The organism is Pseudolabrys sp. FHR47 (assembly GCF_005153485.1).
GTDB lineage: Bacteria > Pseudomonadota > Alphaproteobacteria > Rhizobiales > Xanthobacteraceae > Pseudolabrys.
The window spans coordinates 3,216,369-3,240,169 of the sequence record NZ_CP039740.1; the positions used below are offsets into that span (position 1 = coordinate 3,216,369).

At 63.0% G+C, this 23,801-nt stretch carries 22 protein-coding genes; 7 read left to right on the forward strand and 15 right to left on the reverse strand.

Features of this window, described 5'->3' with window-relative positions:
- Positions 1-10 precede the first annotated feature (10 nt).
- The gene (locus E8Q40_RS15720; protein WP_137045428.1) at positions 11-268 is read left to right on the forward strand and encodes a hypothetical protein; all 258 of its coding nucleotides are present in this window, start codon (positions 11-13) and stop codon (positions 266-268) included.
- 79 nt (positions 269-347) lie between these two features.
- On the opposite strand, the gene E8Q40_RS15725 is transcribed toward E8Q40_RS15720, so the two are convergent.
- The 5 genes from E8Q40_RS15725 to E8Q40_RS15745 form a co-directional block, all read right to left on the reverse strand.
- Complete coding sequence (locus E8Q40_RS15725; RefSeq protein ID WP_137045429.1) at positions 348-872, reverse strand: DUF6790 family protein; 525 nt, start codon at positions 870-872, stop codon at positions 348-350.
- Between the two features lie 233 nt (positions 873-1,105).
- On the reverse strand, positions 1,106-1,594 hold the full coding sequence (cynS, locus tag E8Q40_RS15730) for a cyanase (RefSeq protein WP_137045430.1): 489 nt from the start codon (positions 1,592-1,594) through the stop codon (positions 1,106-1,108).
- Complete coding sequence (locus E8Q40_RS15735; RefSeq protein ID WP_137045431.1) at positions 1,591-2,481, reverse strand: ABC transporter ATP-binding protein; 891 nt, start codon at positions 2,479-2,481, stop codon at positions 1,591-1,593. Before E8Q40_RS15735 ends, cynS begins: the two co-directional genes overlap by 4 nt.
- A 6-nt stretch (positions 2,482-2,487) precedes the next feature.
- Positions 2,488-3,327: a nitrate ABC transporter permease gene (gene ntrB / locus E8Q40_RS15740; protein WP_137045432.1), complete on the reverse strand. Its 840-nt coding sequence runs from the start codon at positions 3,325-3,327 to the stop codon at positions 2,488-2,490.
- A complete protein-coding gene (locus E8Q40_RS15745) occupies positions 3,324-4,715 on the reverse strand; it encodes a CmpA/NrtA family ABC transporter substrate-binding protein (RefSeq protein WP_137045433.1) in 1,392 nt (463 codons plus the stop codon). The genes ntrB and E8Q40_RS15745 overlap by 4 nt, the downstream gene beginning before the upstream one ends.
- A 201-nt stretch (positions 4,716-4,916) precedes the next feature.
- Between E8Q40_RS15745 and E8Q40_RS15750 the strand changes: the two genes are divergently transcribed.
- Positions 4,917-6,461: a sigma-54 interaction domain-containing protein gene (locus E8Q40_RS15750; protein WP_370455264.1), complete on the forward strand. Its 1,545-nt coding sequence runs from the start codon at positions 4,917-4,919 to the stop codon at positions 6,459-6,461.
- Entirely contained in the window at positions 6,458-7,405 is a 948-nt protein-coding gene (locus tag E8Q40_RS15755; protein WP_137045435.1) for an acetamidase/formamidase family protein, read from the forward strand. The genes E8Q40_RS15750 and E8Q40_RS15755 overlap by 4 nt, the downstream gene beginning before the upstream one ends.
- A 153-nt stretch (positions 7,406-7,558) precedes the next feature.
- Here the strand turns inward: E8Q40_RS15755 and E8Q40_RS15760 are convergent, their stop codons facing one another.
- From E8Q40_RS15760 to E8Q40_RS15795, 8 genes are all read right to left on the reverse strand, one after another.
- A complete protein-coding gene (locus tag E8Q40_RS15760) occupies positions 7,559-8,650 on the reverse strand; it encodes a ring-opening amidohydrolase (RefSeq protein WP_137045436.1) in 1,092 nt (363 codons plus the stop codon).
- Between the two features lie 4 nt (positions 8,651-8,654).
- Entirely contained in the window at positions 8,655-10,091 is a 1,437-nt protein-coding gene (locus E8Q40_RS15765) for an amidohydrolase family protein (protein ID WP_137045437.1), read from the reverse strand.
- Between the two features lie 18 nt (positions 10,092-10,109).
- On the reverse strand, positions 10,110-11,138 hold the full coding sequence (locus E8Q40_RS15770) for an ABC transporter substrate-binding protein (protein ID WP_137045438.1): 1,029 nt from the start codon (positions 11,136-11,138) through the stop codon (positions 10,110-10,112).
- A 48-nt stretch (positions 11,139-11,186) separates the two neighbouring features.
- Positions 11,187-11,960 carry an ABC transporter permease gene (locus tag E8Q40_RS15775; RefSeq protein ID WP_137045439.1) on the reverse strand — a complete coding sequence of 258 codons (774 nt, stop codon included), beginning with the start codon at positions 11,958-11,960 and terminating at the stop codon, positions 11,187-11,189.
- Positions 11,960-12,790 carry an ABC transporter ATP-binding protein gene (locus E8Q40_RS15780; protein WP_137045440.1) on the reverse strand — a complete coding sequence of 277 codons (831 nt, stop codon included), beginning with the start codon at positions 12,788-12,790 and terminating at the stop codon, positions 11,960-11,962. The genes E8Q40_RS15775 and E8Q40_RS15780 overlap by 1 nt, the downstream gene beginning before the upstream one ends.
- 12 nt (positions 12,791-12,802) lie before the next feature.
- Positions 12,803-14,230, reverse strand: a complete 1,428-nt coding sequence (locus E8Q40_RS15785; protein ID WP_137045441.1) for a dihydroorotase family protein — start codon at positions 14,228-14,230, stop codon at positions 12,803-12,805.
- A 154-nt stretch (positions 14,231-14,384) separates the two neighbouring features.
- Positions 14,385-15,179, reverse strand: a complete 795-nt coding sequence (locus E8Q40_RS15790) for an SDR family NAD(P)-dependent oxidoreductase (protein ID WP_137045442.1) — start codon at positions 15,177-15,179, stop codon at positions 14,385-14,387.
- Between the two features lie 193 nt (positions 15,180-15,372).
- Positions 15,373-16,413: an ABC transporter substrate-binding protein gene (locus tag E8Q40_RS15795; RefSeq protein WP_137045443.1), complete on the reverse strand. Its 1,041-nt coding sequence runs from the start codon at positions 16,411-16,413 to the stop codon at positions 15,373-15,375.
- A 277-nt stretch (positions 16,414-16,690) separates the two neighbouring features.
- On the opposite strand from E8Q40_RS15795, the gene E8Q40_RS15800 reads away from it, so the two are divergent.
- The 4 genes from E8Q40_RS15800 to upp all read left to right on the forward strand — a co-directional run bounded on the left by E8Q40_RS15800 (position 16,691) and on the right by upp (position 20,994).
- Positions 16,691-17,599, forward strand: a complete 909-nt coding sequence (locus tag E8Q40_RS15800; protein WP_137045444.1) for a LysR family transcriptional regulator — start codon at positions 16,691-16,693, stop codon at positions 17,597-17,599.
- A 228-nt stretch (positions 17,600-17,827) separates the two neighbouring features.
- The gene (locus E8Q40_RS15805) at positions 17,828-19,084 is read left to right on the forward strand and encodes a GTP cyclohydrolase II (protein WP_137045445.1); all 1,257 of its coding nucleotides are present in this window, start codon (positions 17,828-17,830) and stop codon (positions 19,082-19,084) included.
- 38 nt (positions 19,085-19,122) lie between these two features.
- Positions 19,123-20,346, forward strand: a complete 1,224-nt coding sequence (locus E8Q40_RS15810) for a URC4/urg3 family protein (protein WP_137045446.1) — start codon at positions 19,123-19,125, stop codon at positions 20,344-20,346.
- Positions 20,347-20,364: 18 nt separating this feature from the next.
- Positions 20,365-20,994, forward strand: coding sequence for a uracil phosphoribosyltransferase (upp, locus tag E8Q40_RS15815; protein WP_137045447.1), 630 nt, complete (start codon positions 20,365-20,367; stop codon positions 20,992-20,994).
- Between the two features lies 1 nt (position 20,995).
- Here upp and E8Q40_RS15820 read toward each other — a convergent pair whose 3' ends face one another.
- On the reverse strand, positions 20,996-22,513 hold the full coding sequence (locus E8Q40_RS15820) for a UxaA family hydrolase (RefSeq protein ID WP_137045448.1): 1,518 nt from the start codon (positions 22,511-22,513) through the stop codon (positions 20,996-20,998).
- Between the two features lie 10 nt (positions 22,514-22,523).
- Positions 22,524-23,798: a TRAP transporter large permease gene (locus tag E8Q40_RS15825; protein WP_137045449.1), complete on the reverse strand. Its 1,275-nt coding sequence runs from the start codon at positions 23,796-23,798 to the stop codon at positions 22,524-22,526.
- Positions 23,799-23,801 lie beyond the last annotated feature (3 nt).

Genomic DNA, 23,801 nt, shown 5'->3' on the forward strand with positions numbered 1-23,801 from the left:
TGGTCTCGCCATGAGTCAGCTTCCCCTCTTCCGTACCACCCGCTCAGAGCCGGAACAACGTTCTCCGGACCTCGTCCATATCCGCAAGAGCCTCAACCGCCTCCTGCGCATCGCCCGGGACGCGCAGATCATGCCGTGGAGCGAAGGCGAAGCAGAAAGCTGGGAGAAGCTGTTCCCGCAACTCGCGGCTTCGTTACCCGCCGACGAGGCGGAGGAACTGACGTCGGAGTTCAAGAACGAACTAGTGCGCCTGCGAGCGGCTGGTTAAGCCCCCTACTCCTCCTTGAACCCGAGCTGCATCTCGTTGCCCTTGTCGCCGTAATAGCGGAACGGCAGGAACTTGCCGCTCATGCCAACGCTCCTTCCGGTCTCCCGCACTTCCACTGCAACCCCAACAGCACGACGCCGATAATCGGCAGCACGATGTCGCTGTAGAACATGATGCCGGCATTGCCGGGCGCCATGTTGTGGGTGAGCGCGATCTGATAGGCGTGGCCGATGGCCGCCCCGATGAGGAAGATGGCGGAGCCGACGATGGCCGCGACGCGCAGCTCGAAGCTGCGGAACGCCGCGAAAAAGCCGATGAAGGCAAAGCCGAAGCTCGCCACGCCGACCTCGAGCTGGAACGGGCTGTCGGCCCAGCCGATATAGGCCGCCGCCATCTTGCCGAAGAAAACATGGAAGATGCCGTTGTAGAGATAGAGCACGCCGACGGTCCAGAACACGAACCAGGCGAGCAGTTTCTCCACGATCAGCACGCCGCCGAGCGGGCGCGGCGCGCGCATCAGCGCAACGCCCGCGCACGCAAGGCCGATGACGAAAAACGTCACCGTGAAATTGGTCATGACGGTGCGGATGACGCCTTCGATCATCGGCCTTTCCTCGCGGTTTCGCCGCGTCATGGTAAGGCGGGCGGCAATCGCGGGCAACGCGAGCAGTGAGACGCTTTCTTCCACCCTCCCCTGGAGGGGGAGGGTCGATTGGCCGAAGGCCAATCGGGGTGGGGTGAACGGCCTTGTCACTTCATAAGAAGCAAGCTCACCCCCTCCCGGCTCGCTGCGCTCGCCGACCTCCCCCCTCCAGGGGGAGGTGAAGAGAAAGCCCCCTACTCCTCCTTGAACCCGAGTTGCATCTCGTTGCCCTTGGCGCCGTAATACTTGAACGGCAGGAACTTGCCGGTCATGCCGATCTGCACGCGGTCGCCCTTGGGGTCCGCCTTGCGCGTGATGTCCATGTCGAAGTCGATCGCCGACATGATGCCGTCGCCGAACTCCTCCTCGATCAGCACCTTGATCGCCGGGCCGTTCACCAGGATCAGCTCGTAGAAGCGGTAGATCAGCGGGTCGGTCGGCGGCATCGGCGTCGCGGTGCCGCGCATCGGCACCTCGTTGAGCAGCGCCTCTTCCGTCTTCGACAGCCCGAACAAAGCCGCCGCCTTCGCCGCCATCGGCTTGGTCATCTTGTGCTGGCCGAGCACCGCGCCCGTCACCAGGATCGGCGACATGCCGCCGATCTCGTCGCAGATGTATTTCCACGTCCAGCCCTTCTCGCGCTTGATGTCGAGCAGCTTTTCGGTGAGGTCGGCGCGCTTCATGAGATGCTCCTTCTGGCGGACGCGAATGCGGTGTCGGTGGCGATGGTGGGCTCGGGCAGGCCCGGCGTGACGTGCGCAACGCGGCGCGGATCGTAAGCAGCGCCGGCTTCAAGCTTGAACGTGCGGCTGCGCTCCACCAGGAAGTCGAGAATGTGGTTGCGCACCGCGTAATAGAGCGGGTGCTTGTGGAAGTCGGTGCGCGAGCGCGCCTTCGGCAGCGGGTTGTCGACGATTTCCGCAAGGACTGCGCCGGGGCCGTTGGTCATCAGCACCACCTTGTCGGCAAGATAAATCGCTTCGTCGACGTCATGGGTGATCATGAACACGGTCTGCCCGGTGGTGAGGCAGATGCGGCGCACCTCGTCCTGCAGCGTGCCGCGCGTCAGCGCGTCAAGCGCGGAGAACGGCTCGTCCATCAGCATGATCTTCGGCTCGATGGAAAGCGCCCGCGCGATGCCGACGCGCTGCTTCATGCCGCCTGACAGTTCGGAAGGACGCTTGTGCTCCGAGCCGGTGAGGCCAACGAGGTCGATGAACTTCTGCGCATGCGCGTTGACTTGCGCGCGCGACCAGTCGCGGTGGCGCGACGACACGGCGTAAGCGACGTTGCCGAGCACGGTGCGCCACGGCAGCAGCGAGTGGCCCTGGAAGATCACGGCGCGATCGAGGCTCGGGCCGCTGATCTCCTTGTTATCGACGATGACGGCGCCTTCCGTGGGGGCGTCGAGGCCGGCGAGGATGTTGAGCACCGTGGTCTTGCCGCATCCGGAATGGCCGATGACGCAGACGAATTCGCCACGCTTCATCGACAGCCACAAGTTCTCGAAGATCGTCGTGGCGCCGAAGCGGCGCGAAATTCCCTCAATGGAAATGAAGCTGTCGGCCATGCGCGGCTACTCCGGGAACGTCACGAGTCTGGCCAGCCGCGCCAGGATCAGGTCGAGGATCATCCCGACCACCCCGATCGCCACAATCGCCACAATCACATTCGTTATCGAAAGATTATTCCATTCGTTCCAGACGAAGTACCCGATGCCCGTTCCACCGACCAGCATTTCGGCGGCAACGATGACGAGCCAGGCGATGCCGATGGAAATGCGCATGCCGGTGAGGATGGTAGGCGCTGCAGCGGGAAGAATGACGGTTACGGCTTGGCGGAAGGCACCGACCTCAAGCGTCTTGGCGACGTTGAGCCACTCCTTGCGTACCTGCGACACCCCGAATACCGTGTTAACCAATGTCGGCCACACCGAGCAGATGAAGATGACGAAGATCGCCGACAGACTTGAGTCCTTGATCGTGTAGAGCGCGAGCGGCATCCACGCCAACGGCGAGATCGGCTTGAGCACCTGAATGTAAGGATCGAGCGCCCGGCTCATCAAAGGCGACATGCCGATGAGAAACCCGACCGGCACCGCGAACAAAACTGCCAGCGAATAGCCGATCATGACGCGCAGTATCGAATAACCAAGCTGAATGCCGAGCCCCTTGTCGTTCGGGCCGTTGTCGTAGAACGGACGCTTGATGTGTCCCCACAACGTCGCGCCGACATCGAGCGGCCCCGGCATGGCGGACTTGCCCTGCGTCGCGGTCGCGCCCATCAGCTTGGCATATTCCGGATCCATCTTGGCGGTCGCGCCTGCGCCTTGCGTGGCCAAGTGCCACGCAAGGACGAAGCAGGCAAAGAGAGCGACCGAAACGATGGCCGCCCGCCATGTCAACGAAACGCTCATGATTCCTTCCGAATCTTGAAGCTCTTGATGTAATCCTCGGGCTTCGCCGGATCGAAGGTCTTGCCCATGACGACAAATGTCTTTGTCGTCGCGGTCGGCGGCGTAAGCCCTACTTCCTTCATGAGTTTCGCCGTGTCGGTGGCCAGGAATACGTCCTTGGCAACCTTGTCGTAGTCGATGTCGCCCTTGACCTGACCCCAGCGCTTCATCTGGGTCATGATCCAGACGGCGAAGGACTGCCACGGGAACGGGTCGAAATCGATGCGGTTGGCGTCCTTCTTCACTGTCCCGAGGCCGTCCGCGTAGGTCCCGGTGAGGATCTGCTCGAGCACCGTGACCGGCTGGTTGATGTAGTTCGCCGGCGAGATAGCCTCGGCGATCTGCTTGCGGTTCTCCGGTTTATGCGCGAACGCGGTCGCGTCGATGATCGACTTGAGCAGCGCCGCATAGGTGTTCGGCGCCGTCGTGACGAATTCCTTGGACGCCGCGAAGGCGCAGCACGGGTGCCCTTCCCAGATATCCTTGGTCAGGATGTGGATGAAGCCGACGCCGTCGTAAACGGCGCGTTGGTTCATCGGATCGGGGCCGAGGAAGCCGTCGATATTGTCGGCGCGCAAGTTGGCGACCATTTCCGGCGGCGGCACGGCCCGGATCTGGACGTCCTTGTCCGGGTCGATGCCGTGCTCGGCGAGGTAATAGCGCAACAGGTAGTTGTGCATCGAATAGTCGAAGGGAACGGCGAACTTGAAGCCCTTCCAGTCCTTCGGATCGCGCTTGTCCTTGTGCTTGATCGACAGGGTGATCGCCTGGCCGTTGATGTTCTCCACCGCCGGCATCGTATAGGGGATCGGCTGCGAACCGACGCCCATCGAGATCGCGATCGGCATCGGCGACAGCATGTGCGCCGCGTCATATTCCTTGTTCAGCGTCTTGTCGCGAATAACCGCCCAGCCGGCGGTCTTGATCACGTCGACATTGAGGCCGTGCTTCTCGTAGAAGCCCATAGGTTTGGCCATGATGATCGGCGTGGCGCAAGTGATCGGGATAAAGCCGACCTTGAGATCCTTCTTTTCGACCGGACCGGACGCGGCAAAAGCCTCGGTCGCGGCCTTGATCGGGAAAAACTGCGAGAGCGCGGCAAGCGCCGTCGACGCACCGAGCGACTGGAGGAAGGCGCGGCGGCCGACATCCTGCGGAAACAATTGCCGCATCACGGCGGAAGCGACGATATTCTCGTAAGCCTTCTCTTCGCTGACATCCGGCGTCACCGCCCGCAGATTGAGATCAGCAACGCCATCGTGTTCGGCCTGGGTCGCATGCTGGCCGCAGGAGCAACCAGTGTGACTGAGACCGCGCTTGGCATCGAATGGATTGTCGAAGGTGGACATGAATGTCGCTCCCAGTTGGTCCTCGGCACTTGCCGGGAAGAAGAGCAACTTCAGTGCCAAGTGGTCAGGGCAAGCTTGTCCGGGAGGCTCACAGGCCCTAAGTGCCTGTAACTGGCCCACTTCTTGCTAACGATATTTCGTAGTCCACGAACTTTCGTAGTTTTAACGGGCGGAATGTCGCATGAGTTGGAGGACGACGGCATGAGCGGCACACGGCCTGTGCATACCGATAAGGCAGATGTCAGATCGGATGCCGCTTTTGGTCGCATCGAGCGCGAGAACCAGCTCATCCTGCGGGCGGCGGGTGAAGGCATTTACGGCGTCAACGCCGAGGGCAAGACGACCTTCGTCAATCCGGCGGCCGAACGCATGCTCGGCTGGGCGGCGGAAGACCTCGTCGGCGGCGACATGCACACCATGGTGCATCACACCCATCCGGACGGCTCGCACTATCATGCCCATGACTGTCCGATTTACGCCGCGTTCCGTGACGGCGTGGTCCACACTGTCGAGCACGAAAAATTCTGGCGCAAGGATGGTAGCTCGTTCTGGGTCGAGTACACGTCAACTCCCATCCGCGATGAAAGGGGCCTCATCGGCGCCGTCATCGTATTTCGCGACGTCACGCAGCGGCACGAGGCCGCCGAGAAGCTGCGCGCCGCGCACGAAGAAGTCGACATGCTGCGCAAGCGCCTGGAGCTTGAGAACGCCTATTTGCAGGAGCAGATCAGGATCGACGGCAATCATCACGGCATTATCGGGCGCAGCGCAGCGATCCAGCAGACGCTGCAACAAGTCGAACTGGTGGGGCCGACCGACGCCACCGCGCTCATTACCGGCGAGAGCGGCACCGGCAAGGAATTGGTGGCGCGTGCCATTCACGAGGCCAGCCGACGGGCGCAGCGGCCCCTGATCCGGGTCAATTGCGCCGCCATCCCACGCGACCTGTTCGAGAGCGAATTCTTCGGTCATGCCAAGGCCGCCTTTCCCGGCGCGCTGCGCGACCGCACCGGGCGCTTCGAACTCGCCGACGGCGGCACCTTGTTCCTCGACGAGGTCGGGGAAATCCCGCCCGAACTTCAGGGCAAGCTGCTCCGCGTGTTGCAGGAAGGCCAGTTCGAGCGCGTTGGCGAAGCGCGCACGCGCAAGGTGGATGTCCGAGTCATTGCCGCCACCAACCACGACTTGAAACTGCAGGTGAAGCGCGGGCACTTTCGCGAAGACCTGTATTTCCGGCTGAACGTGTTTCCGATTCACCTCGTGCCGCTACGCGAACGGACAGAGGACATCCCACTCATCGCCATGCACCTGCTCGGCAATGCCGCCAAGAAGCTCAACACCGGCGAATTGCGGATGACACAGGGCGATGCTCGCCGCCTGACCATCTACGACTGGCCGGGCAATGTGCGTGAATTGCAGAATGTCATCGAGCGCGCCGCCATCCTGGCGCGAGGCGGCCGCATCCGTCTCGACCTGCCGGATGTACCCACTTCGGGAGGCAGCCGGCGTGGCCCGACCGCCGTGGTAAAGCCGCAGGTGCTGACCGACGATGACCGCCGCGAGCGCGACCGCAGCAACATCATGGCGGCGCTCGCCGCCTGCGGCGGAAAGGTTTTCGGGCGCGGCGGCGCCGCAGAACTGCTAGATGTCAAACCCACCACCCTCGCCTCGCGCATGAAAGCGCTCGGCATTCGCCCGGTGCGCACGGGCCGCCGGCATCAGGAAACGGAGCAGCGCGCGCCATGAGCAAACATCACGTTCTTCGCGGCGACGTCGGCACCGTGCATCGCGGCGTGTTCGATGCCAGCATCAAGCCGGCACTGCGGATCGAGTCCGGCGACACCGTCGAAGTGACGACCATTACGGCCAATGACGAGAATCTCCCGCCGCCCGACTCCGGTTTTGCACTGACGCCCGAACACCAGCGAGTGCTAGCGCAGGTACCGCGCGGCATCGGCGCCCATTTCATGACGGGACCGATCGAGATCGCCGGCGCCGCGCCGGGCGACGAACTGGTCATCGAAGTGCTAGAACTTGGCTTCGCCCAACCCTGGGGCTGGAACATGATTAAGCCGGGCCTCGGCGCCCTGCCCAACGATTTCGACAAGTTACGCACGATTCACGTGTCGATCGACGAGAAGCGCGGCGTGGTCACCATGCCGTGGGGGCTGGAACTGAAAGTTTCGCCGTTCTTCGGCGTGATGGGCGTGGCGCCCAGGCCCGCCGATGGCGCCTGCATCTCCAACATCCCCCGTTCCTTCGGCGGCAACATGGACAACAAGAATCTCGGCGTCGGCTCGACCTTGCATCTGCCGGTGTTCAACAATGGCGGCCTGCTGTCGGTTGGCGACGGCCATGCCGTTCAGGGCGACGGCGAGGTCTGCGTTACGGCGATCGAGACTGCGCTGCGCGGCAAGCTACGCGTCTCGCTGCTGAAACAAACCGGCATCGATCATCCCTGGGCCCAGACGCCGACGCACATCATCACCATGGGCTTCAACGAGGATCTCGACCTCGCCGCCGAATTCGCCCTGCGCGCCATGATCAGGAAGATCGGCGAAATCAACGGGCTATCGCGCGAAGATGCCTTCTCGCTGATCAGCGTCGCCGGCGACTGCTGCGTGACGCAGCTCGTCAACGTCGCCAAGGGCGTGCATGTGATGATGGCGAAGGAGTTGCTGGGGCGGTAACGCCGGACACGCTTCACCTCTCCCATAGGGAGAGGTCGACGCGCGATAGCGCGTCGGGTGAGGGGTTACAAACTAATGGGCTCACTTGCCCCCTCACCCCAACCCTCTCCCCAAAGGGGAGAGGGAGCGCGCCGAGTTTGCCGCACGCTCCTGCTAAGATCTATCCACAATCACCGCCACCGGGCCGCCGCCATCGGGGCCCTGATGCTCGGCGCCGCCGGAAACATAGATTTCCGCGTGGCCGACAAGAGCGGCCAGCGCGCCGCAGACGAAACCGCGGGCATGGCGTGTCGAGGCGATGTCGCTGTCGTCGAGCATAGTGTGCCTATGACCGCGCAGGCGGCCGTCGTGGCTGGCTTCGGCCTTCGACAGCAGCGCGACAAGCTTCTGCCTCTGCGCCGCATCGAGTTGTCCCGGCGTGCCGAGGCCGAGCCGCGCCAGCGCCGAGCGCACTGGCTCGATATCAATGCCATCGGCCATGACCGCGTGATCGACCGCGAGCGGACCCGACCATGCTTTCGACATGCCAAGCACGACGATCTCGTGATTGACGAGCTCGATGCCCGAAGATGTCGAGGCGCGGCCTGACCACAGCGACCAGTCGCTGCCGATCTGCGCGTCGGCGATCTTCTCAGCCGCGATCTCGCCCAACGCAACGGCGACACCGAGCGCGCTCGCCGCCCGCGACAGCCCCATCGACTTCAGGGTGTCGCGCGTCGCGACCAACACGCCGCGCGCATCGGCCTCGGCGATGCGTTGCGCCGTCAGCAGCGGGCATTTGATCTGCACGAAATGAACATCGGCGGGATCGACAATACCCGCGTCCTTCATCGCAGCGCGCACGCCGGCCGCCACCTGTTCAACCTCGGCAACGCGGCCGAGATGTTCGAATGGCAAAGCCGGCGTGTGCGCGCGCCCGATCGCGAGAGAAGGCGAAGCCCCACCTTCACCCTCCCCGCGCTCGAACACGATCCAGTGCGGCGCCATGCCGCCTTCGGTGCCGCCGGACATGACCAGGCAGACCTGCGCGGCCTCCGCCTTCGGCAGATGGCGCTCGAACAGCAGCGTCAGCGCCGTGGTCGCGAGGCCGCGGCTGAAATCGTTGACCAGGCCGTTGCCCTCGGTCTTGCCGAGCACGGCCATGACTCCCTTCGGATCGACGCGGCCGGCGGCAATGGCAGCCTCGATGCCGCTGACATCGTTCGGCGCGGCGGCGGAGATGCGGTGAACCTTGGCGATCGGCATAACGTCACGCACAGTACAGTGGGCCGGTGTAGTGCTTGCGCAACACCGACTTCAGTTCCGGCATGGCAGCACGCACATCGGCGGTGGTGGAATATTTGGCACGCAGCATCGCGAGCAACTCGGCCTCCAGCGCCGGCAGATCGACGCCGACAACCTTGCCGTTACTGACGACGTCGCGGCCAGCGACGATGAGACCCGTGATGTATTGCTTGACGCCCTTGGCCAGCAGCAACTCGAACGGCGGCACGTTCGGCTCGATCAGTTCGGCGGACAAGGCCTTCCAGTCGAGCGTCACCAGATCGGCCGGCGCGCCGGGTACGAGACCTTCGTCCTTCATGCCGGTAACGGCGAAGCGGCCGTTGGACGTAGCGAAACGCAGCAAATCGGCTTGCGACACGCGGACATCGAAGCCGGAGGCCTTGTGGACGTTATAGGCGAGCCGCATTTCGCGTAAGCCGTCCTCGTCCTCGTCGAAGGCAAGACCGTCTAGACCCATGGCAACGCGGCAGCCGCGCTTGATGAATTCGCCGAGCGGCGCAAGACCGGAACTGACGATGAAATTCGACGAGGTGTTGACCACGATGGTGGCGCCGCGTTCTGCGATCAGGTCCATCTCGTCCGGCCGCAGGTAAATGCAATGCGCAAAGGAGACCCGATCGTTGAGAAGGCCGATCTCGTCGAGATAGCGCACGATACCCTGCGGGAACGTGCGATCGGCCCATTGCCGTTGATACTTCGTTTCGAGCAGATGCATGTGGACGCGGCGTTTCGACGCCGCGGAGGCTTCACCAATCAGGCGCAACATCTCATCGGTGCACCACTGCACGCCGGCAGGGCCGTACTGCACCGTGACGCCGCCGCCTTCGATATCGCGGGCGACGGCTTCGACCATCGCCACCTGCTCGCGTGCCGGTACCGGCTTGCGCAGGAAACGCCGCGTCACGCAGTCGCAAGCTTCGGGCGACAATTCGGCGAGCAGCTTCTCATGCGGATCGTAGACCAGCGGATTGAGATCGCGGCAATGCACGGCGAGTGCCATGCGGATGCCGACATCGCGCGCGGCCTTGGCCACCGCGCGGGCTTCGGTCGGGAAATCGGTGAGGCCCTGCACGCGCGTGTAATGCGCCATCACGGAACCGACTCCCCCGCGCGCCGACCGCGCGAACGACACTGCGCTCGACAGATAGGGATCGACCGCCGGCAGCAATGTGAGATACGGCAGCCAGGCCTCGAGCGGCACGTCGTAGCTGCCGGTCTGGCTCAGCCGCGCGATGCGGGCGTGGTCGTGCGCATTGCCGAGCGCGGGCATGACGAGAGTGCCGCTACCCTCGCCCGCCGTGACGCTGTCGATGCGGCCATCGCCGATGGCGATGGCCTGGTTGGCGGCCGCGGCCCTGCCCGCTCCTGAAAGCAGCCAGGAGGCCGCGACGGTCCGATTCATGACGTGTGTCGTCCTAACTCAGAATCTGAGCTTGAGCGTGCGCTCGGCCTTGGGCGGCAGGAACGAGCGGTCGAACACGTCCTTCACTGCTGGCGTGTTCGGCAGCTTGTAGGTGTCGGCGAGCAACTTGATCGCCTTTTCCATGCGCGCATCGGAGACGTCGCCAAGGCCGTTGGCGTCGGTCTCCTTGGAGACGAAGTGCGTCTTGAGCGCGTATTCGAGGCGCTTGACCTCGATGTCCCCGTTCATCAAGGGCTCGACCTTGAGCATTTCCTTGACGCCGGCCGCCGGATTGGCAGCGACCTCGATCATGGCCTTGTTGAGCGCGCGGACAAGCCCGGCGACCGCCTTCGGCTTCTCGGTGATGAGCGCCTTCGAGACCATGATGCCGTTGGAATAAAGGTCGATGCCGTAATCCGAGTAGTAGAACCAGCGGAAGTCCTTGAGCGGGTCCATCTTCATGCCGATCAGGTTGGCGTAGCTGGTGACGGTGAAGATCGCTGAGAAGTCGACGTCGCCCTTTACCAGCATCTGCTCCTGGAGCTGCGGCTGCATGTTGACGACCGGCACCTTGTCCGGGTCGATGCCGTTGGATTTCGCCAGCGCCGCGAAGAGAACGCCGGCGGCGCCGCCGGCGGGCGTGCCCATCTTCTTGCCTTCGAGGTCCTTGAGCGTCTTGATCGGCGAATCCTTCTTCACGATCAGCGCGAAAGGCGGCGTGTTGTAGATCATGTAGACCATCACCGGCTGCTGACCCGGCTTGGTGCCGGCCAATTGAATGATGGCGTTCATGTCGCCGAAGCCGGCGTCATAGGTTCCCGAGACGATGCGCGACACGGTCGCCGCCGAGCCGGTGCCTTGGTCGATGGAGACGTCGAGGCCTTCCTTGGCGAAGTAGCCCTTGTCCTTGGCCCAGAAGATGTAGGCGTGCAGGCCCTGGTACTTCCAGTCGAGGGTGAAGCGGATCTTGGTCGGCTCTTGCGCGTGGGCCGATACGGACAGGCATAGCGCGGTGACCAGCGCGATGCCGAAACGGATGACAGACATAGACAGACTCCTGTTGGTCGATAACCGGCAAAATCGGAAGTGAGGCGATCAGCCCATCGCGAATTCGTCCTTGCGGTGCGCCCAGCCGGTGATCCGGATCTCGATCAGCGAGAACACCGCGTAGAGCGCGACGCCCATAATGGCGAGAATGATCAGCCCGGCGAACACCAGCGGCACGTCGAAATTCGACGACGCGATCATCATCACGTTGCCGATGCCGCGGTTCGACGCCACCGTTTCGGAGATGACGGTGCCGACGAAGGCTAAAGTCACCGCGACCTTCAGCGAGGCGAAGAAGTACGGCATGGTGCGCGGCAGGCCGACATTCCACAGGATGTCGAGCTTGGTGGCGCGCAGCGCCTTCATGACATCCTCGAGCTCCGGCTCGGTGGTGGCGAGGCCCGTCGCGACGTTCACCACGATCGGGAACAGACTCATGATCATCGCAGTGAGGATCGCGGGCACGGCGCCGGAGCCGAACCACAGCACGAAGATCGGCACCACCGCGACCTTCGGGATAGACGCAAAACCGATGAGCAACGGATAAGCCACGTCATAAGCGAGCCGCGACGAGCCAATCATGACGCCGAGCAGGACGCCGGCGAGAATGCCCAGCGCAAAGCCGACCAGTGTCGTGTACAGCGTCTGCACCGCATGGGGCCACAACGCCGGCATGCGCTGCACCAGCGTGACGATGATCTGGCTTGGCTTCGGGAGCACGATGTCGCTGATATGGAATATCCAGCAGAACGCCTGCCACATCACAAAGAAGCCGATGATCAGGAGGACCGACCAGAGGCGGCGGCGCAATTGCTGATCCATCACATGGTCTCCCTTACCGGACGCGCCGAGACGATCAGTTCGCGCAGGCGCTGGGTCATGGATACGAATTCGGGGGTGTAGGACATGTCGATGGTGCGCGGCCGCGCAAACGGCACGGCGGCATCGTCGATGATCTGGCCCGGACGCGAGCGCATCACGCAGATGCGGTTGGCGAGATAGCCGGCTTCCTTGAGGTCATGTGTGACGAGAAGCACGGTGGGTTTGAGCTTGAGCCACAGCTCCTGCATGACCGCCCAGAGTTCTTCGCGCGTGAACTGGTCGAGCGCGCCGAACGGTTCGTCGAGCATCAGGAGCTGCGGCTCGTGGATGAGCGCCCGGCACAGCGAGGCGCGTTGCAGCATGCCGCCGGACAACTGCCAGGGATGCTTGTCGCCGAAGCCGGCAAGCCCGACTTCCTTGAGCAGGGCATCGGCGCGGTCGCGGAACTCGGTCTTCTTCTTGCTCTGATATTCCTGCCGGAACGGCGGCACGATCTTGAGCGGCATCATCACATTGTCGCGCACCGTGAGCCACGGCAGCATGGTCGGGTTCTGGAATGCCATACCGACACGCACTTGCTCGGCGCCAACCTCGCGTCCGGCGACATAGACATAGCCGGAGGTCGCCGAGATCAGGCCCGTCACCAGTTTGAGGATCGTCGACTTGCCGCAGCCCGATGGCCCGACCAGCGCGACGAAATCACCCTGATCGATGCGCAGGTTGGTCTCGCCGAGCGCCACGACCTGCCGATCGCCGCGGCCATAGGCCAGCGTCACGTTTTCAAGCTCGACGAAAGTGCCGTCAGTGCGCGGAGATAGTTCGCCGGTCATGTCCCTGCCCTCTCACGCCTTTCCTTGAGTGATGGTTCGCATCGTGTGCTCCGCGTTCTTCACGACCGGCGCCGGCATCGCCTGGATCGTGTGCACGGAGCGTCCCCAGCCTTTCGAAGCGGGAACGAGCTTGCGATCCTTCATGACGAAACGCCCCCGCACCAAAGTGTGCATCGGCAGGCCCTTCACCTTATAGCCGTCCCACGGCGACACCTTGGAGCGCGACTGCGTCTCGGCATCGCGGATGGCGTGATCGCGGAAAAGGTCGACAATGGCGATATCGGCATCGGAGCCCGGCAGCAGCGCGCCCTTGCGCGGATAAAGTCCCCAGATGCGCGCCGGATTGTAGGCGCTGACGCGCACATAGTCCGAGATCGTCATGCGGCCGGCATTCACCTGCGTGAGCATCAACGGCATTTGTGTCTCGACGCCGGGGAAACCGCAATCGACGGTCCAGATGTCGTTGCGCGTCTTTTCCTCGTAGGCGTGCGGCGCGTGATCGGTCGCAATAACGTCAATCGTGCCGTCCAACAGCGCGTCGAAGATTGGCTGCTGGTTCTGCTTCTCGCGCACCGGCGGATTGACGGCAATGATGCCGGGCACACGGGCGTAGTCGTCGGTCGAGAGCAGGAAATAGTGCGGACAGGTCTCGCCGGTGATGTCCACGCCGCGCGCCTTGGCCTCGCGCAGCGGCCGCAGTTCCTCCGCCGTCGAGATGTGCAGAACGTGAATGCGCGCTCCGGTCCATTCGGCCAGGATCGCCGCGCGGCTTACAGCCTCGATGGCGACGACATTCGGCCGCGCCGCCAGATGCGCCCATTGATCCTTGATGCCGGCAGCCATCAGTCGCGTCTGCCGGCGCACCATGATGTCGTTGTTTTCGGCGTGCAGCGAGACGCGCTTGCCGGTTTCCGCCGCTACCTCGAAGCATTCCAGCGTCGCACCGGTGTCGGGAGACGGAATTTTGCCGAAGGTGTTGCCCATATAGAGCTTGAAGCCGATGATCCCGTTCTCGATCAGCTCCGGCACGGCCTTGATGGTCTCATCGCCGAGCAGGCCATAAAGCCCGTAATCGACATGCGCTTTCGACGAGGCGATCTTGTGCTTGGCGGCGAGGATCTCCCCCGTGGCAACGGGCGGTAGCGTGTTCGGCATTTCGAACACACAGGTCACGCCGCCGAAGGCAGCCGCGGCCGTACCACTCTCCCAGTCTTCCTTGTGCGTGAGGCCCGGGTCGCGGAAGTGCACATGGTCGTCGATGGCGCCGGGCAGGATGTGCAGGCCGCCGGCATCGAAAGTCTCCGTCGCAGGCGGCATTGCGTTGGCCTCGCCAACGGCCAGAACCTTGCCGTCCTTGATGGCGATGGCGCCTTCGAACACGCTGTCCGGCGTGACGATCTTGCCGTTGGTGATGATGAGGTCGGCGATTGTTGCGCTCATCACAACACCTCACGGGGAATCAGGACGCCGTCCCAAACTCCGTTCGTTCCCGCGCAAGCGGGAACCCAGACCTTGGCAAGACAGGACTGGGCCCCCGCTTTCGCGGGGGTGAACGGAGAATTGATTTTGTCGCCGAAATTCATCTTCGGACTCCTCACAACGCCGCCCAACCGCCGTCGACCGGCAAATCGGCACCGGTGATCTGGCGCGACACATCGCTGGCGAAGAACAGACAGGCATTGGCGACGTCGGCATCGACCGTCACGCGCCGCAGCGCATATTCGGAGGCGTGGCGCTCCATCGCCTCCTCGACGGTAATGTTGAGTTTCTTCGCCATATCGGCGCAGACCTTGTCGCGAAAACGCGGGCCATCGACCATGCCTGGCGCGACGTAATTGACGTTGATGTTGTACTGCCCCACTTCGAGGGCGAAACTCTTGGTGATGCCGCGCAGGCCCCACTTCGACGCGGAGTAGGACATGCGCCCGGCACGGCCGCGCATACCGAAGGTGCCGCCGACATTGACGATCTTGCCGTAGCGTTGTGCGATCATCGCCGGCAGCACGCCGCGCATGGTGTGAAAGCACCCGTTCATGTTGAGCGTGACAATCTCGTCGAACTCTTCCGGCGTGGTCTCGACGCCGGTCTTTCCCACAGGACCCGAGCCGCCGGCGACATTGACGAGAATGTCGATACGGCCGTCATAGGCGTCGCGTGTCTTCTGCGCCGCCGCCTCGCACTGCTTGGGATCGGTGAGGTCGCAGGCAATGATGATGGCTTCCCCGCCCGCCTGACGTACCTCCGTGGCGACCGGCTCGATCGCCGCGGTGTCGCGGCCGATCAGCGACAGCTTCGCGCCCTCGGCGGCGAAGGCCCTGGTGATGGCCGCACCCATCCCTTTGGCCGGGCCAGTGATCATGGCGACGCGGCCGGCGAGCTTCAAATCCATCATATCACCTGAATAGCGTGGCCCCGATCGATCCCGCGGGCCGAAGGGACGCCGTTCCCCTTTTTGAGGGGAACGGCAAGTTGGCGGGCAGTCTCCGGACCACGATCTATCTTGGTCGAATTAGACCGTGGTCCGGCTTTTGTTTGAGCATGATCTTTCCCGAAAACCGGTTCCCACTTTTCGGGATCATGCTCTAGAACAGCTTCTTCGGCAGCTCGGCGACCGGCGGAATGAACTTGTCGGTGAAGACCTCATCGACAGTCGGGGTGCGGGTGAGACCGTTGGCCTCGACCAGGATGTCGATCGACTTCTTCAGGCGGTCCTTATCGACATTGCCGAGACCGATCTTGGCGATCTCGGGCGAGTTCATCTCGTCATGGAGCGTCGCCATGAAGCGTTCCTTCTCCACCGCCGGCTTGATCAGCGGCTCGCGCTTGGCGACTGCGGCGATCGCAGCATCCGGATCCTTCAGCGCATCCTGCAGGCCCTGATTGATCGCCGCAACAAGCCCCTTCACCACTTCGGGCTTCTCGGCCACCAGTTTCTTCGACACGATGATGGCATTCGAATAAAGGTTCATGCCATAGTCGCCGTAATTGACGTAGCGGATGTCATTGTCGGCGACCCCCATCAGCTTGGCGGAGAAGCGGATGGTGTTGACGTAACCGAACACGCCATCGACCTGCTTGTTCATGAGCATCTGCTCGCGCAGGTTCGGCTGCATGTTGGTGATCTCTACCTTCGTGCAGTCGATCTTGGCGATCTTGCACAAAGCTGGGAACAGTTTGAGCGCGCCGTCGCCAGCCGCACCGCCGAGTTTCTTGCCTTCGAAATCCTTCGGCGTCTTGATCGGGCTGTCGGCGCGCACCGCCACCGTGAACGGCGGCTGGTTGTACATGACGTAAACGGCAATCGGCGCTTCCGCCGGCTTGGTGGCGGCGAACTGGATCAGCGCATTGATGTCGCCGAAGCCGACGTCATAGGTGCCGTTAGCAACCAGCGGGATCGGCGCGCCGGAGCCATTGCCCTGGTCCATCTGAATGTCGATGCCGGCCTTTTTGAAGTAGCCGCGGTCCTCGGCGAGGAAGAACCAGCCCTGCGGGCCTTGATACTTCCAGTTCAGCACCATCTTGAGCTTGGTCTGCGCGGCGGCCGGCGCTGGCGTGAGAAGCGGAGCAGTCAGCCCGATCACCGCGGCTGCGGCGACCAGGAAAGAGCGAGGCGAAAACGTCATGTTCGAACTCCTGTCAGGAGGGTGGCGAGAAGCGATCCCGGTTCCGGCTTACCGTCCGCTATCGTTTCGGAATGCGTCGAAGCTTTTCGTTCAGGTCATCTCGGCGTTCGGCGCGGACCATGCGTCGAACCATGCAAGCGCGATGCCGAAGCTAGCGCGGTCGAGCGTTGCCTTCTGCTGCTGATTTTTTGCTATAGTGGTGCCGAAAAGGCATCACCAAGCGCGCGCCTGTCCCACGCCGACAGAAGCGACCTCCTCGCCGCATCAGGGTAACCCAATGAAGCATCAGCGGATTTTGGACTATGTCGACGCCGTCGCCCGGGCCCGCTCGATCCGCAAGGCGGCCGAGCATCTCAACGTCACCGCCTCCGCGGTGAACCGCCGCATCGCCGATCTCGAGGAAGAACTGGGGGCAGATTTGTTCGAGCGTCTGCCGCGTGGCGTGCGTTTAACCGCCGCTGGCGAAGTCTTCGTCAATTATCTGCGCAAGCAAGGTGGCGAAGCCGAGCGGATGAAATCTCAGATTGAAGATCTGAAGGGTTTGCGCCGCGGCACGGTGCGCATTGCCTGCAGCCAGGCCTTGGCGCTGGATTTCCTGCCGCGCGCTATTGCCGATTTCCGCAAGGAACACTCCAAGGTCGAGTTCGACGTCAAGGTGGTCGATCATGAATACGCCATGACCGCGCTGTCGGCCTTCGAGGTCGATCTCGTCCTGGTGTTTCGACCGCCTTTCCTGGCGAACTTTCAGCCCCTGATGACGCTGGAGCAGAACCTCGTCGCTGTTGTGTCCAAGAGCCATCCTCTTGCGAAACAACCGAAGGTGAGGCTGCGCGATTGCGCCGGCTATCCGGTGGCCCTGGCCGAGCGTTCGATCGGCGGACGGCAATTGCTGGAAGAAGCGATGTCGCGCACCGGGTTGAAGTTCAACATTGCCGCTGAATCGAACTCCTTCGAACTGCTGCGCGGACTGGTGCTGCACGCCAACCTTGTTTCTTTTCAGATCGCCATCGGCACCATGCCGGAAGGCAACAAGCTCGGCCTCGTTGCCAAAGAAATCGATGGCCGCGACGTGCCGCCCGCCAAGCTGGTGTTCGGCCAGTTGCGCGAACGCAATCTCCCGGTCGCCACCGCCGTATTCGCCGAACATATAAACAAACGGCTGAAAGCCTTGATTAAGCCTGTGTGACACATGTCAGAATGTGAGACATGCAGGAAGGCGATTGCGGAATCCAAAAAAGACGCTATATTTTTCTTTTAAGGGACGGCCTCAACGACCGGATCGCTCGATCCGGCGGGGGAAACGAGGCGGCCTTTAAAACCGAGTAAGCATCCGAACGTGCTGGCCCGTCGTCGCAGGCGGGCTTTGTGCTTTTGGTTTTCCTGAATTCAGGCGAAAACAACTCCGGTTTTACAAATGACACGCTCCAATCGACCCGACCATATCCGTCTCACCTCGCATCCCGTTCCCGGCGGCAAGCCGCGCTTTCCCATTCACTGGGGCGCGCCGACCGCGCGCGAACGCGGCCCGATCATTGGCACCGTGTCGCGGCCCGGCGACCGCAATGTCATCGGTACGCATGGCGGCTCCTATTCGGTCTATCGTGCACTGGCGGTATCGTCCGGCGCACTCGATCCGATCCGCCGTCCCGACCTCCACAATACGCATCCGGCCGAGGAGATCGGCCCCTTCGCGCAATGGGCCGAGAGCAAGCGCATCGTGTCGCTCGATCCATGGGGCCACCGTGTCGCCGACGATTTCAAGAGCGAGATCGCCGAAGGCGTCGATATCCGTCCCAGCATCGCTATCACCAAGGCGCGACTCGATCTGATCGAAATGCAGGACGCGCTGCGCGCCGGCCGCATCAAGGCCGACGGTGACCTCGTGCGCGAGAACGGCAGCATCGGCGTCACCAAGATCGCAGTCGATCCGGTGTGGTACCTGCCCGGCATCGCCGAGCGTTTCGGCACGTCCGAAAGCGCGCTGCGTCGTGTGCTGTTCGAGCAGACCGCCGGCATGTTTCCCGAACTGGTGACGCGGCCTGATCAGCAGGTGTTCCTGCCGCCGATCGGCGGTATCACGGTCTACCTGTTCGGCGACGTCGGCAAGCTGAACAAGCCGGCGACCAAGATCACCTGCCGCGTCCATGACGAATGCAACGGCTCCGACGTGTTCGGCTCCGACATCTGCACCTGCCGGCCCTACCTCATCCACGGCATTGAGGAATGCGTGCGCGGCGCGCAGGACGGCGGTCTCGGCGTCATCGTCTATAACCGCAAGGAAGGCCGCGCGCTGGGCGAGGTCACCAAGTTCCTTGTTTACAATGCGCGCAAGCGTCAGGAAGGCGGCGACGCCGCGGCCGCTTATTTCGAGCGCACCGAATGCGTCGCCGGCGTGCAGGACGCGCGCTTCCAGCAACTGATGCCCGACGTGCTCCACTGGCTCGGCCTCAGAAGGCTCGACCGCTTCATCTCGATGAGCGACATGAAGCACGACGCATTGGTCTCGCAAGGCATCGACATCGTCGAGCGCGTCTCGATCCCCGACGACATGATCCCGGCCGATGCTCATGTCGAGATCGCGGCCAAGAAGGCGGCTGGCTATTTTTCGCCCGAGGCGGTCAAGCCAGACGACCTGACCGGTACCGTCGGCCGCGCGCTCAACAAGTACTGAGCGCGTTTTCCCCACCACACGAAATGATGGGAACCCGAATGAGTTCGGAGACCGACGCCGCTTTTTCTCTTCTCACCGCCGATGCGGTGCGCAGCCGTGCGCATAAACTGCTGGCGCTCGGCGTCGAGGGCCGGCTGCCGCACTTCCGCGTCGACCTGTCGAAGCTGGACAAGGTCGCCGATCGTGTCATCGCCGTGACGCGCGCGGCCTATCCGTCGCTCGATGTGCCATTCCATTCGCGCTGGCGGCATTTTGTGCACAAGGGTGCGGATCGCTTTGCGGTGCTGGCGAAGAAGAAAGACAGCGCCGCGCAGGCGCGCACCGAGTTCGATCTCGCCATTGTCAGCGTATTCCTCGATGCCGGCGCCGGCGCGCAGTGGCGTTACACCGACGCAAAGACCGGCGAGCAGATTGGCCGCTCGGAAGGTCTGGCGCTGGCCAGCCTCGACATGTTCACGTCGGGCCTGTTCTCGGCGGATGGCAAGGACCCGCTGCGTGTCGATGCCGGCAAGCTGGCGCAACTCACCGCCGACGATCTCGCCTGCGGCTTTCAGGTCAGCGACGCAAATCCTTTGGTCGGGCTCGACGGCCGCGCGGCGCTGCTGCGCCGCCTCGGCGAACTGGCGCTTGCCAAACCGGACGTGTTCGCGCGAAACGACAGCGCCCGACCCGGCGGTCTGTTCGACCACCTCGTCGCACAGCACGGCAACGCTCTCACCGCACCCGACATCCTCGCTGCCCTGCTCCGCGAACTCGGTCCGATCTGGCCGTCCCGGCTTTCTCTCGGGAATGTGCCGCTCGGCGACTGCTGGCGGCACCGCATGCTGGTCACCGACGATGCAACCAGCGGCCTCGTGCCGCTGCACAAGCTGTCGCAATGGCTGTCCTACTCGCTGATAGAGCCGCTGCAGCGCGCCGGCGTGACCGTCTCCAACATCGACGGTCTCACCGGTCTCGCCGAATATCGTAACGGCGGCCTGTTCGTGGATGCCTCCGTGCTCGAGCTGCACGAACCGTTGCGTATCCTCGAAGCGCATGACGTATCGTCCGAGCTTGTCGTCGAATGGCGCAGTCTCACTGTCGCCTTGCTCGACAAGCTCGCCGACGTCATCCGTGCCCGCCTCGGCATGAATGCCGAAACGCTGCCGCTCGCGAAGATACTGGAAGGCGGCACCTGGGCCGCCGGCCGCGCCATCGCCCGCGACAAGCGCGAAGGCGGCGCGCCGCCAATCACCGTCATCAGCGACGGCACTGTGTTCTGAAGTTCTGGAGAGGTCAAAATGGAAGGCGTCACCGTCGTCAACCATCCGCTGGTGCAGCACAAGCTGACCCTGATCCGCGACAAGGAGCGGTCGACCAAATCCTTTCGCGAACTGCTGACCGAAGTCGGCATGTTGATCGGCTATGAGGTCACGCGCGACCTGCCGCTGGAAATGATCGACATCGAAACGCCCTTGGCGAAGATGAAGGCGCCGATCCTCGCCGGCAAGAAACTCGTCATTGCGCCGATCCTGCGCGCCGGACTCACTTTCGCGGAAGGCATGCTCGATCTCCTGCCGGCGGCGCGCGTCGCCCATATCGGCATGTACCGCGAGCCGGAGACGCGCTCCGCCGTCGAATACTACATGAAGACGCCGCACGACCTCGACGAGCGTCTGGTGATCGTCGTCGTTCCGGTGCTCGCCACGGCCAACACGGCGGTCGCCGCCGTCGACCGGCTCAAGGAACGCGGCGCGAAAGACATCCGCCTCGTCTGCCTGATCAGCGCGCCGGAAGGCCTGGAGCGCATCCGCGGCATACACCCCGACGTCCATGTCTGGACCGCGGCCATTGATGACGGCCTCAATGACGACGCCTTCATCGTTCCCGGCCTTGGCGATGCCGGCGACCGCGCCTACGGCACCAGATAGATTACATCGTCGCGCCGATCTGCCAGGGCACGAATTCGAGCTCACCATAGCCGAGGTCTTCCGACTTGGTGTGCGCGCCGGAGGCGACCTTGAGCACCTTGTCGAAAATCTCCTTGCCCTTGTCCTCGAGCGACACGCCGTCGAGCACATCGCCGCAATTGATGTCCATGTCGTCGGTCATGGACTCGTAGACGTAATGATTGGTGGCGAGCTTGATCGACGGCGTCGGCTTGCAGCCGAAGGCCGAACCGCGCCCGGTCGTGAAGCACATCACATTGCAGCCGCCGGCAACCTGCCCGGTCGCGCCGACGGGATCGTAGCCCGGCGTATCCATGAATACGAAACCGCGCTCCGTGATCGGCTCGGCATATTCATAAACAGCGCGCAATGTGCTCGATCCGCCTTTGGCGGCGGCGCCGAGCGACTTCTCCAGGATGGTGGTGAGGCCGCCGGCCTTGTTGCCGGGCGATGGATTGTTGTTCATCTCTCCGCGATTGCGCGTGGTGTAGTCCTCCCACCAGCGGATGCGCTCGACCAGCTTCTCGCCGACCTTGGTATTGAGCGCACGGCGGGTCAGCAGATGTTCCGCGCCGTAGATTTCCGGCGTCTCGGCCAGCACGCCGGTGCCGCCGTGCTTCGCCAGCAGGTCGACCGCCTTGCCGAGCGCCGGGTTGGCAGTGATACCAGAATAACCGTCCGAACCGCCGCATTGCAGCGCCAGCACCACTTCCGACGCCGGCCGCGTCTCGCGACGGGCTTTCGCTGCGACGGGCAGCATGGCTTTGACGCGCTCGACGCCTTCGGCCACGGTCTTCTTCGTGCCACCAACGGCCTGGATGGTCATCGACTGAAAGTGATCGCCCTCGACGAGGTGTCCCTCACTCTTCATGCGCTCGATCTGAAACATCTCACAGCCGAGCCCGACCATCAGCGCCGCGCCGAGGTTGGGATGGGTGGCGTAGCCCCATTGCGTCCGCTGCAGCACATCATAGCCCTCGCCCCGATTGGCCATGCCGCAGCCGGTGCCGTGGACGAAGGGCACGATGCCGTCGATCTCCGGAAACTCATTCAGAATGCCGGAACGATTGACGGCCTCGGCGATGAATTTGGCGACGCTCGCCGAGCAGTTCACCGATGTGAGAATGCCGACATAGTTGCGCGTACCCGTGCGACCGTTCGGTCGCACATAGCCTTCGAACGTGGCGCGCAGCTCCGGCGGCAAAACCTCGTCGTTCCGGGCGTCCTCGGCATGGCGATAGTCGCGCGCGAAGTCGCCCATGACGACGTTGTGCTCGTGAACCCAGTCGCCCGGCGCAATGGCCTGCGACGCGAACCCGATGATCTGGCCGTATTTGCGCACCGGCTCGTTCAACGCGATCGGCATGATCGCCATCTTGTGGCCGCGCGGGATGCGTGCCTGCGCGGTCGCACCGGCCACAGCCGTACCCTGCCCGATCTGATCGACCGCAACGATGACGTTATCGTCGGCGGCAAGACGAATGGTGCGCGGCGCGTTCATCTGATCCTCGTCAGCGATAGAAATACTGAGGCACAACCAGCGTCAGTTCGGGGATCGCCGTGATCAGCAACAGCACGATCAGCAGCGGAATGAGAAACGGCGACACCGCCCTCACCGTCCGGTCGAAGGGAATGTTGGCGACCCTCGCCAGGATGAACAACACCATGCCGACCGGTGGTGTCAGCAGCCCGATCATCAGGTTCAGCACCATGATGACCCCGAACTGCACCGGATCGATGCCGACCTTGAGGACGACAGGCATCAGAACTGGTACCAGGATCGAGATGGCAGCGATGGTCTCCATGAAACAGCCAACGATCAACAACAGGACGTTGATGATCAGCAGGATCAGCAGGGGGTCGTCGGTGATCGACAGGACCAGCGCCGCGAATTTGTCAGTCACCTGCGTCGTCGTCAGGACCCAGCCGAACAGCGAGGCTGCGCCCACGATCAACAGAACCGCCGCGGTGGTCTCGATCGTGTCGAGCGTAATTTTATAGAACTGCTTGAGCGTCAGCGTGCGATAGAGAAACGCGCCGAGGATGAGCGCCCAGACGCAAGCGGCGATCGCCGCCTCGGTCGGCGTGAACCAGCCGAAGGTCATTCCGCCGATAATGATCGCCGGCGTCATCAACGCCGGAACGGCCGCCAGGAACGACCGGCCAAGCTCAAGCCAGCGGAATGCCTGGTCGCTGCCGATGCCGTGCCGCCGCGCAAACCAGGTCGTATAGATCATCAGCGACGCTGCCATCAGCAACCCCGGCACAAACCCGGCGGCGAACAACTGACCGATCGAGGTGTTGGCCATGACGCCGAATATCACCATCGGCAGCGACGGCGGAATGATCGGCCCGATGGTCGAGGACGCGGCCGTGATGCCGACGGAAAAATTCGTCGGATAGCCATGATCGCGCATCGCCTTGATCTCAATGGTACCGAGGCCGCCGGCATCCGCCACAGCGGTTCCCGACATACCGGCGAAAATCACCGAGCCGACGACATTCACGTGACCGAGACCGCCACGCAGCCAGCCCACCGCGGCCGTCGCGAAGCCGAAAATTCGGTTCGTGATGCCAGCCGAATTCATGAGATTGCCGGCCAGGATGAAGAACGGCACCGCCAGCAACGGGAAGCTGTCGACGCCGCCCGCCATTCGATGCAGCACGACGAAGTCTGGAATGCCAGAAATGAAATGAGTGTAGATCAACGACGACAGACCGAGCGCGATGAAGATCGGAACGCCGACAATCAGCAATACGAAGAAAGCAACGAACAGAAGAGCCATTTC

Excerpts from the sequence above, each read along its gene's own strand:
- E8Q40_RS15720 (WP_137045428.1), top strand. The coding sequence starts at position 11 with ATGAGTCAGCTTCCCCTCTTCCGTACCACCCGCTCAGAGCCGGAACAA.
- E8Q40_RS15725 (WP_137045429.1), bottom strand. The coding sequence starts at position 872 with ATGATCGAAGGCGTCATCCGCACCGTCATGACCAATTTCACGGTGACG.
- cynS (WP_137045430.1), bottom strand. The coding sequence starts at position 1,594 with ATGAAGCGCGCCGACCTCACCGAAAAGCTGCTCGACATCAAGCGCGAG.
- E8Q40_RS15735 (WP_137045431.1), bottom strand. The coding sequence starts at position 2,481 with ATGGCCGACAGCTTCATTTCCATTGAGGGAATTTCGCGCCGCTTCGGC.
- ntrB (WP_137045432.1), bottom strand. The coding sequence starts at position 3,327 with ATGAGCGTTTCGTTGACATGGCGGGCGGCCATCGTTTCGGTCGCTCTC.
- E8Q40_RS15745 (WP_137045433.1), bottom strand. The coding sequence starts at position 4,715 with ATGTCCACCTTCGACAATCCATTCGATGCCAAGCGCGGTCTCAGTCAC.
- E8Q40_RS15750 (WP_370455264.1), top strand. The coding sequence starts at position 4,917 with ATGAGCGGCACACGGCCTGTGCATACCGATAAGGCAGATGTCAGATCG.
- E8Q40_RS15755 (WP_137045435.1), top strand. The coding sequence starts at position 6,458 with ATGAGCAAACATCACGTTCTTCGCGGCGACGTCGGCACCGTGCATCGC.
- E8Q40_RS15760 (WP_137045436.1), bottom strand. The coding sequence starts at position 8,650 with ATGCCGATCGCCAAGGTTCACCGCATCTCCGCCGCCGCGCCGAACGAT.
- E8Q40_RS15765 (WP_137045437.1), bottom strand. The coding sequence starts at position 10,091 with ATGAATCGGACCGTCGCGGCCTCCTGGCTGCTTTCAGGAGCGGGCAGG.
- E8Q40_RS15770 (WP_137045438.1), bottom strand. The coding sequence starts at position 11,138 with ATGTCTGTCATCCGTTTCGGCATCGCGCTGGTCACCGCGCTATGCCTG.
- E8Q40_RS15775 (WP_137045439.1), bottom strand. The coding sequence starts at position 11,960 with ATGGATCAGCAATTGCGCCGCCGCCTCTGGTCGGTCCTCCTGATCATC.
- E8Q40_RS15780 (WP_137045440.1), bottom strand. The coding sequence starts at position 12,790 with ATGACCGGCGAACTATCTCCGCGCACTGACGGCACTTTCGTCGAGCTT.
- E8Q40_RS15785 (WP_137045441.1), bottom strand. The coding sequence starts at position 14,230 with ATGAGCGCAACAATCGCCGACCTCATCATCACCAACGGCAAGATCGTC.
- E8Q40_RS15790 (WP_137045442.1), bottom strand. The coding sequence starts at position 15,179 with ATGGATTTGAAGCTCGCCGGCCGCGTCGCCATGATCACTGGCCCGGCC.
- E8Q40_RS15795 (WP_137045443.1), bottom strand. The coding sequence starts at position 16,413 with ATGACGTTTTCGCCTCGCTCTTTCCTGGTCGCCGCAGCCGCGGTGATC.
- E8Q40_RS15800 (WP_137045444.1), top strand. The coding sequence starts at position 16,691 with ATGAAGCATCAGCGGATTTTGGACTATGTCGACGCCGTCGCCCGGGCC.
- E8Q40_RS15805 (WP_137045445.1), top strand. The coding sequence starts at position 17,828 with ATGACACGCTCCAATCGACCCGACCATATCCGTCTCACCTCGCATCCC.
- E8Q40_RS15810 (WP_137045446.1), top strand. The coding sequence starts at position 19,123 with ATGAGTTCGGAGACCGACGCCGCTTTTTCTCTTCTCACCGCCGATGCG.
- upp (WP_137045447.1), top strand. The coding sequence starts at position 20,365 with ATGGAAGGCGTCACCGTCGTCAACCATCCGCTGGTGCAGCACAAGCTG.
- E8Q40_RS15820 (WP_137045448.1), bottom strand. The coding sequence starts at position 22,513 with ATGAACGCGCCGCGCACCATTCGTCTTGCCGCCGACGATAACGTCATC.
- E8Q40_RS15825 (WP_137045449.1), bottom strand. The coding sequence starts at position 23,798 with ATGGCTCTTCTGTTCGTTGCTTTCTTCGTATTGCTGATTGTCGGCGTT.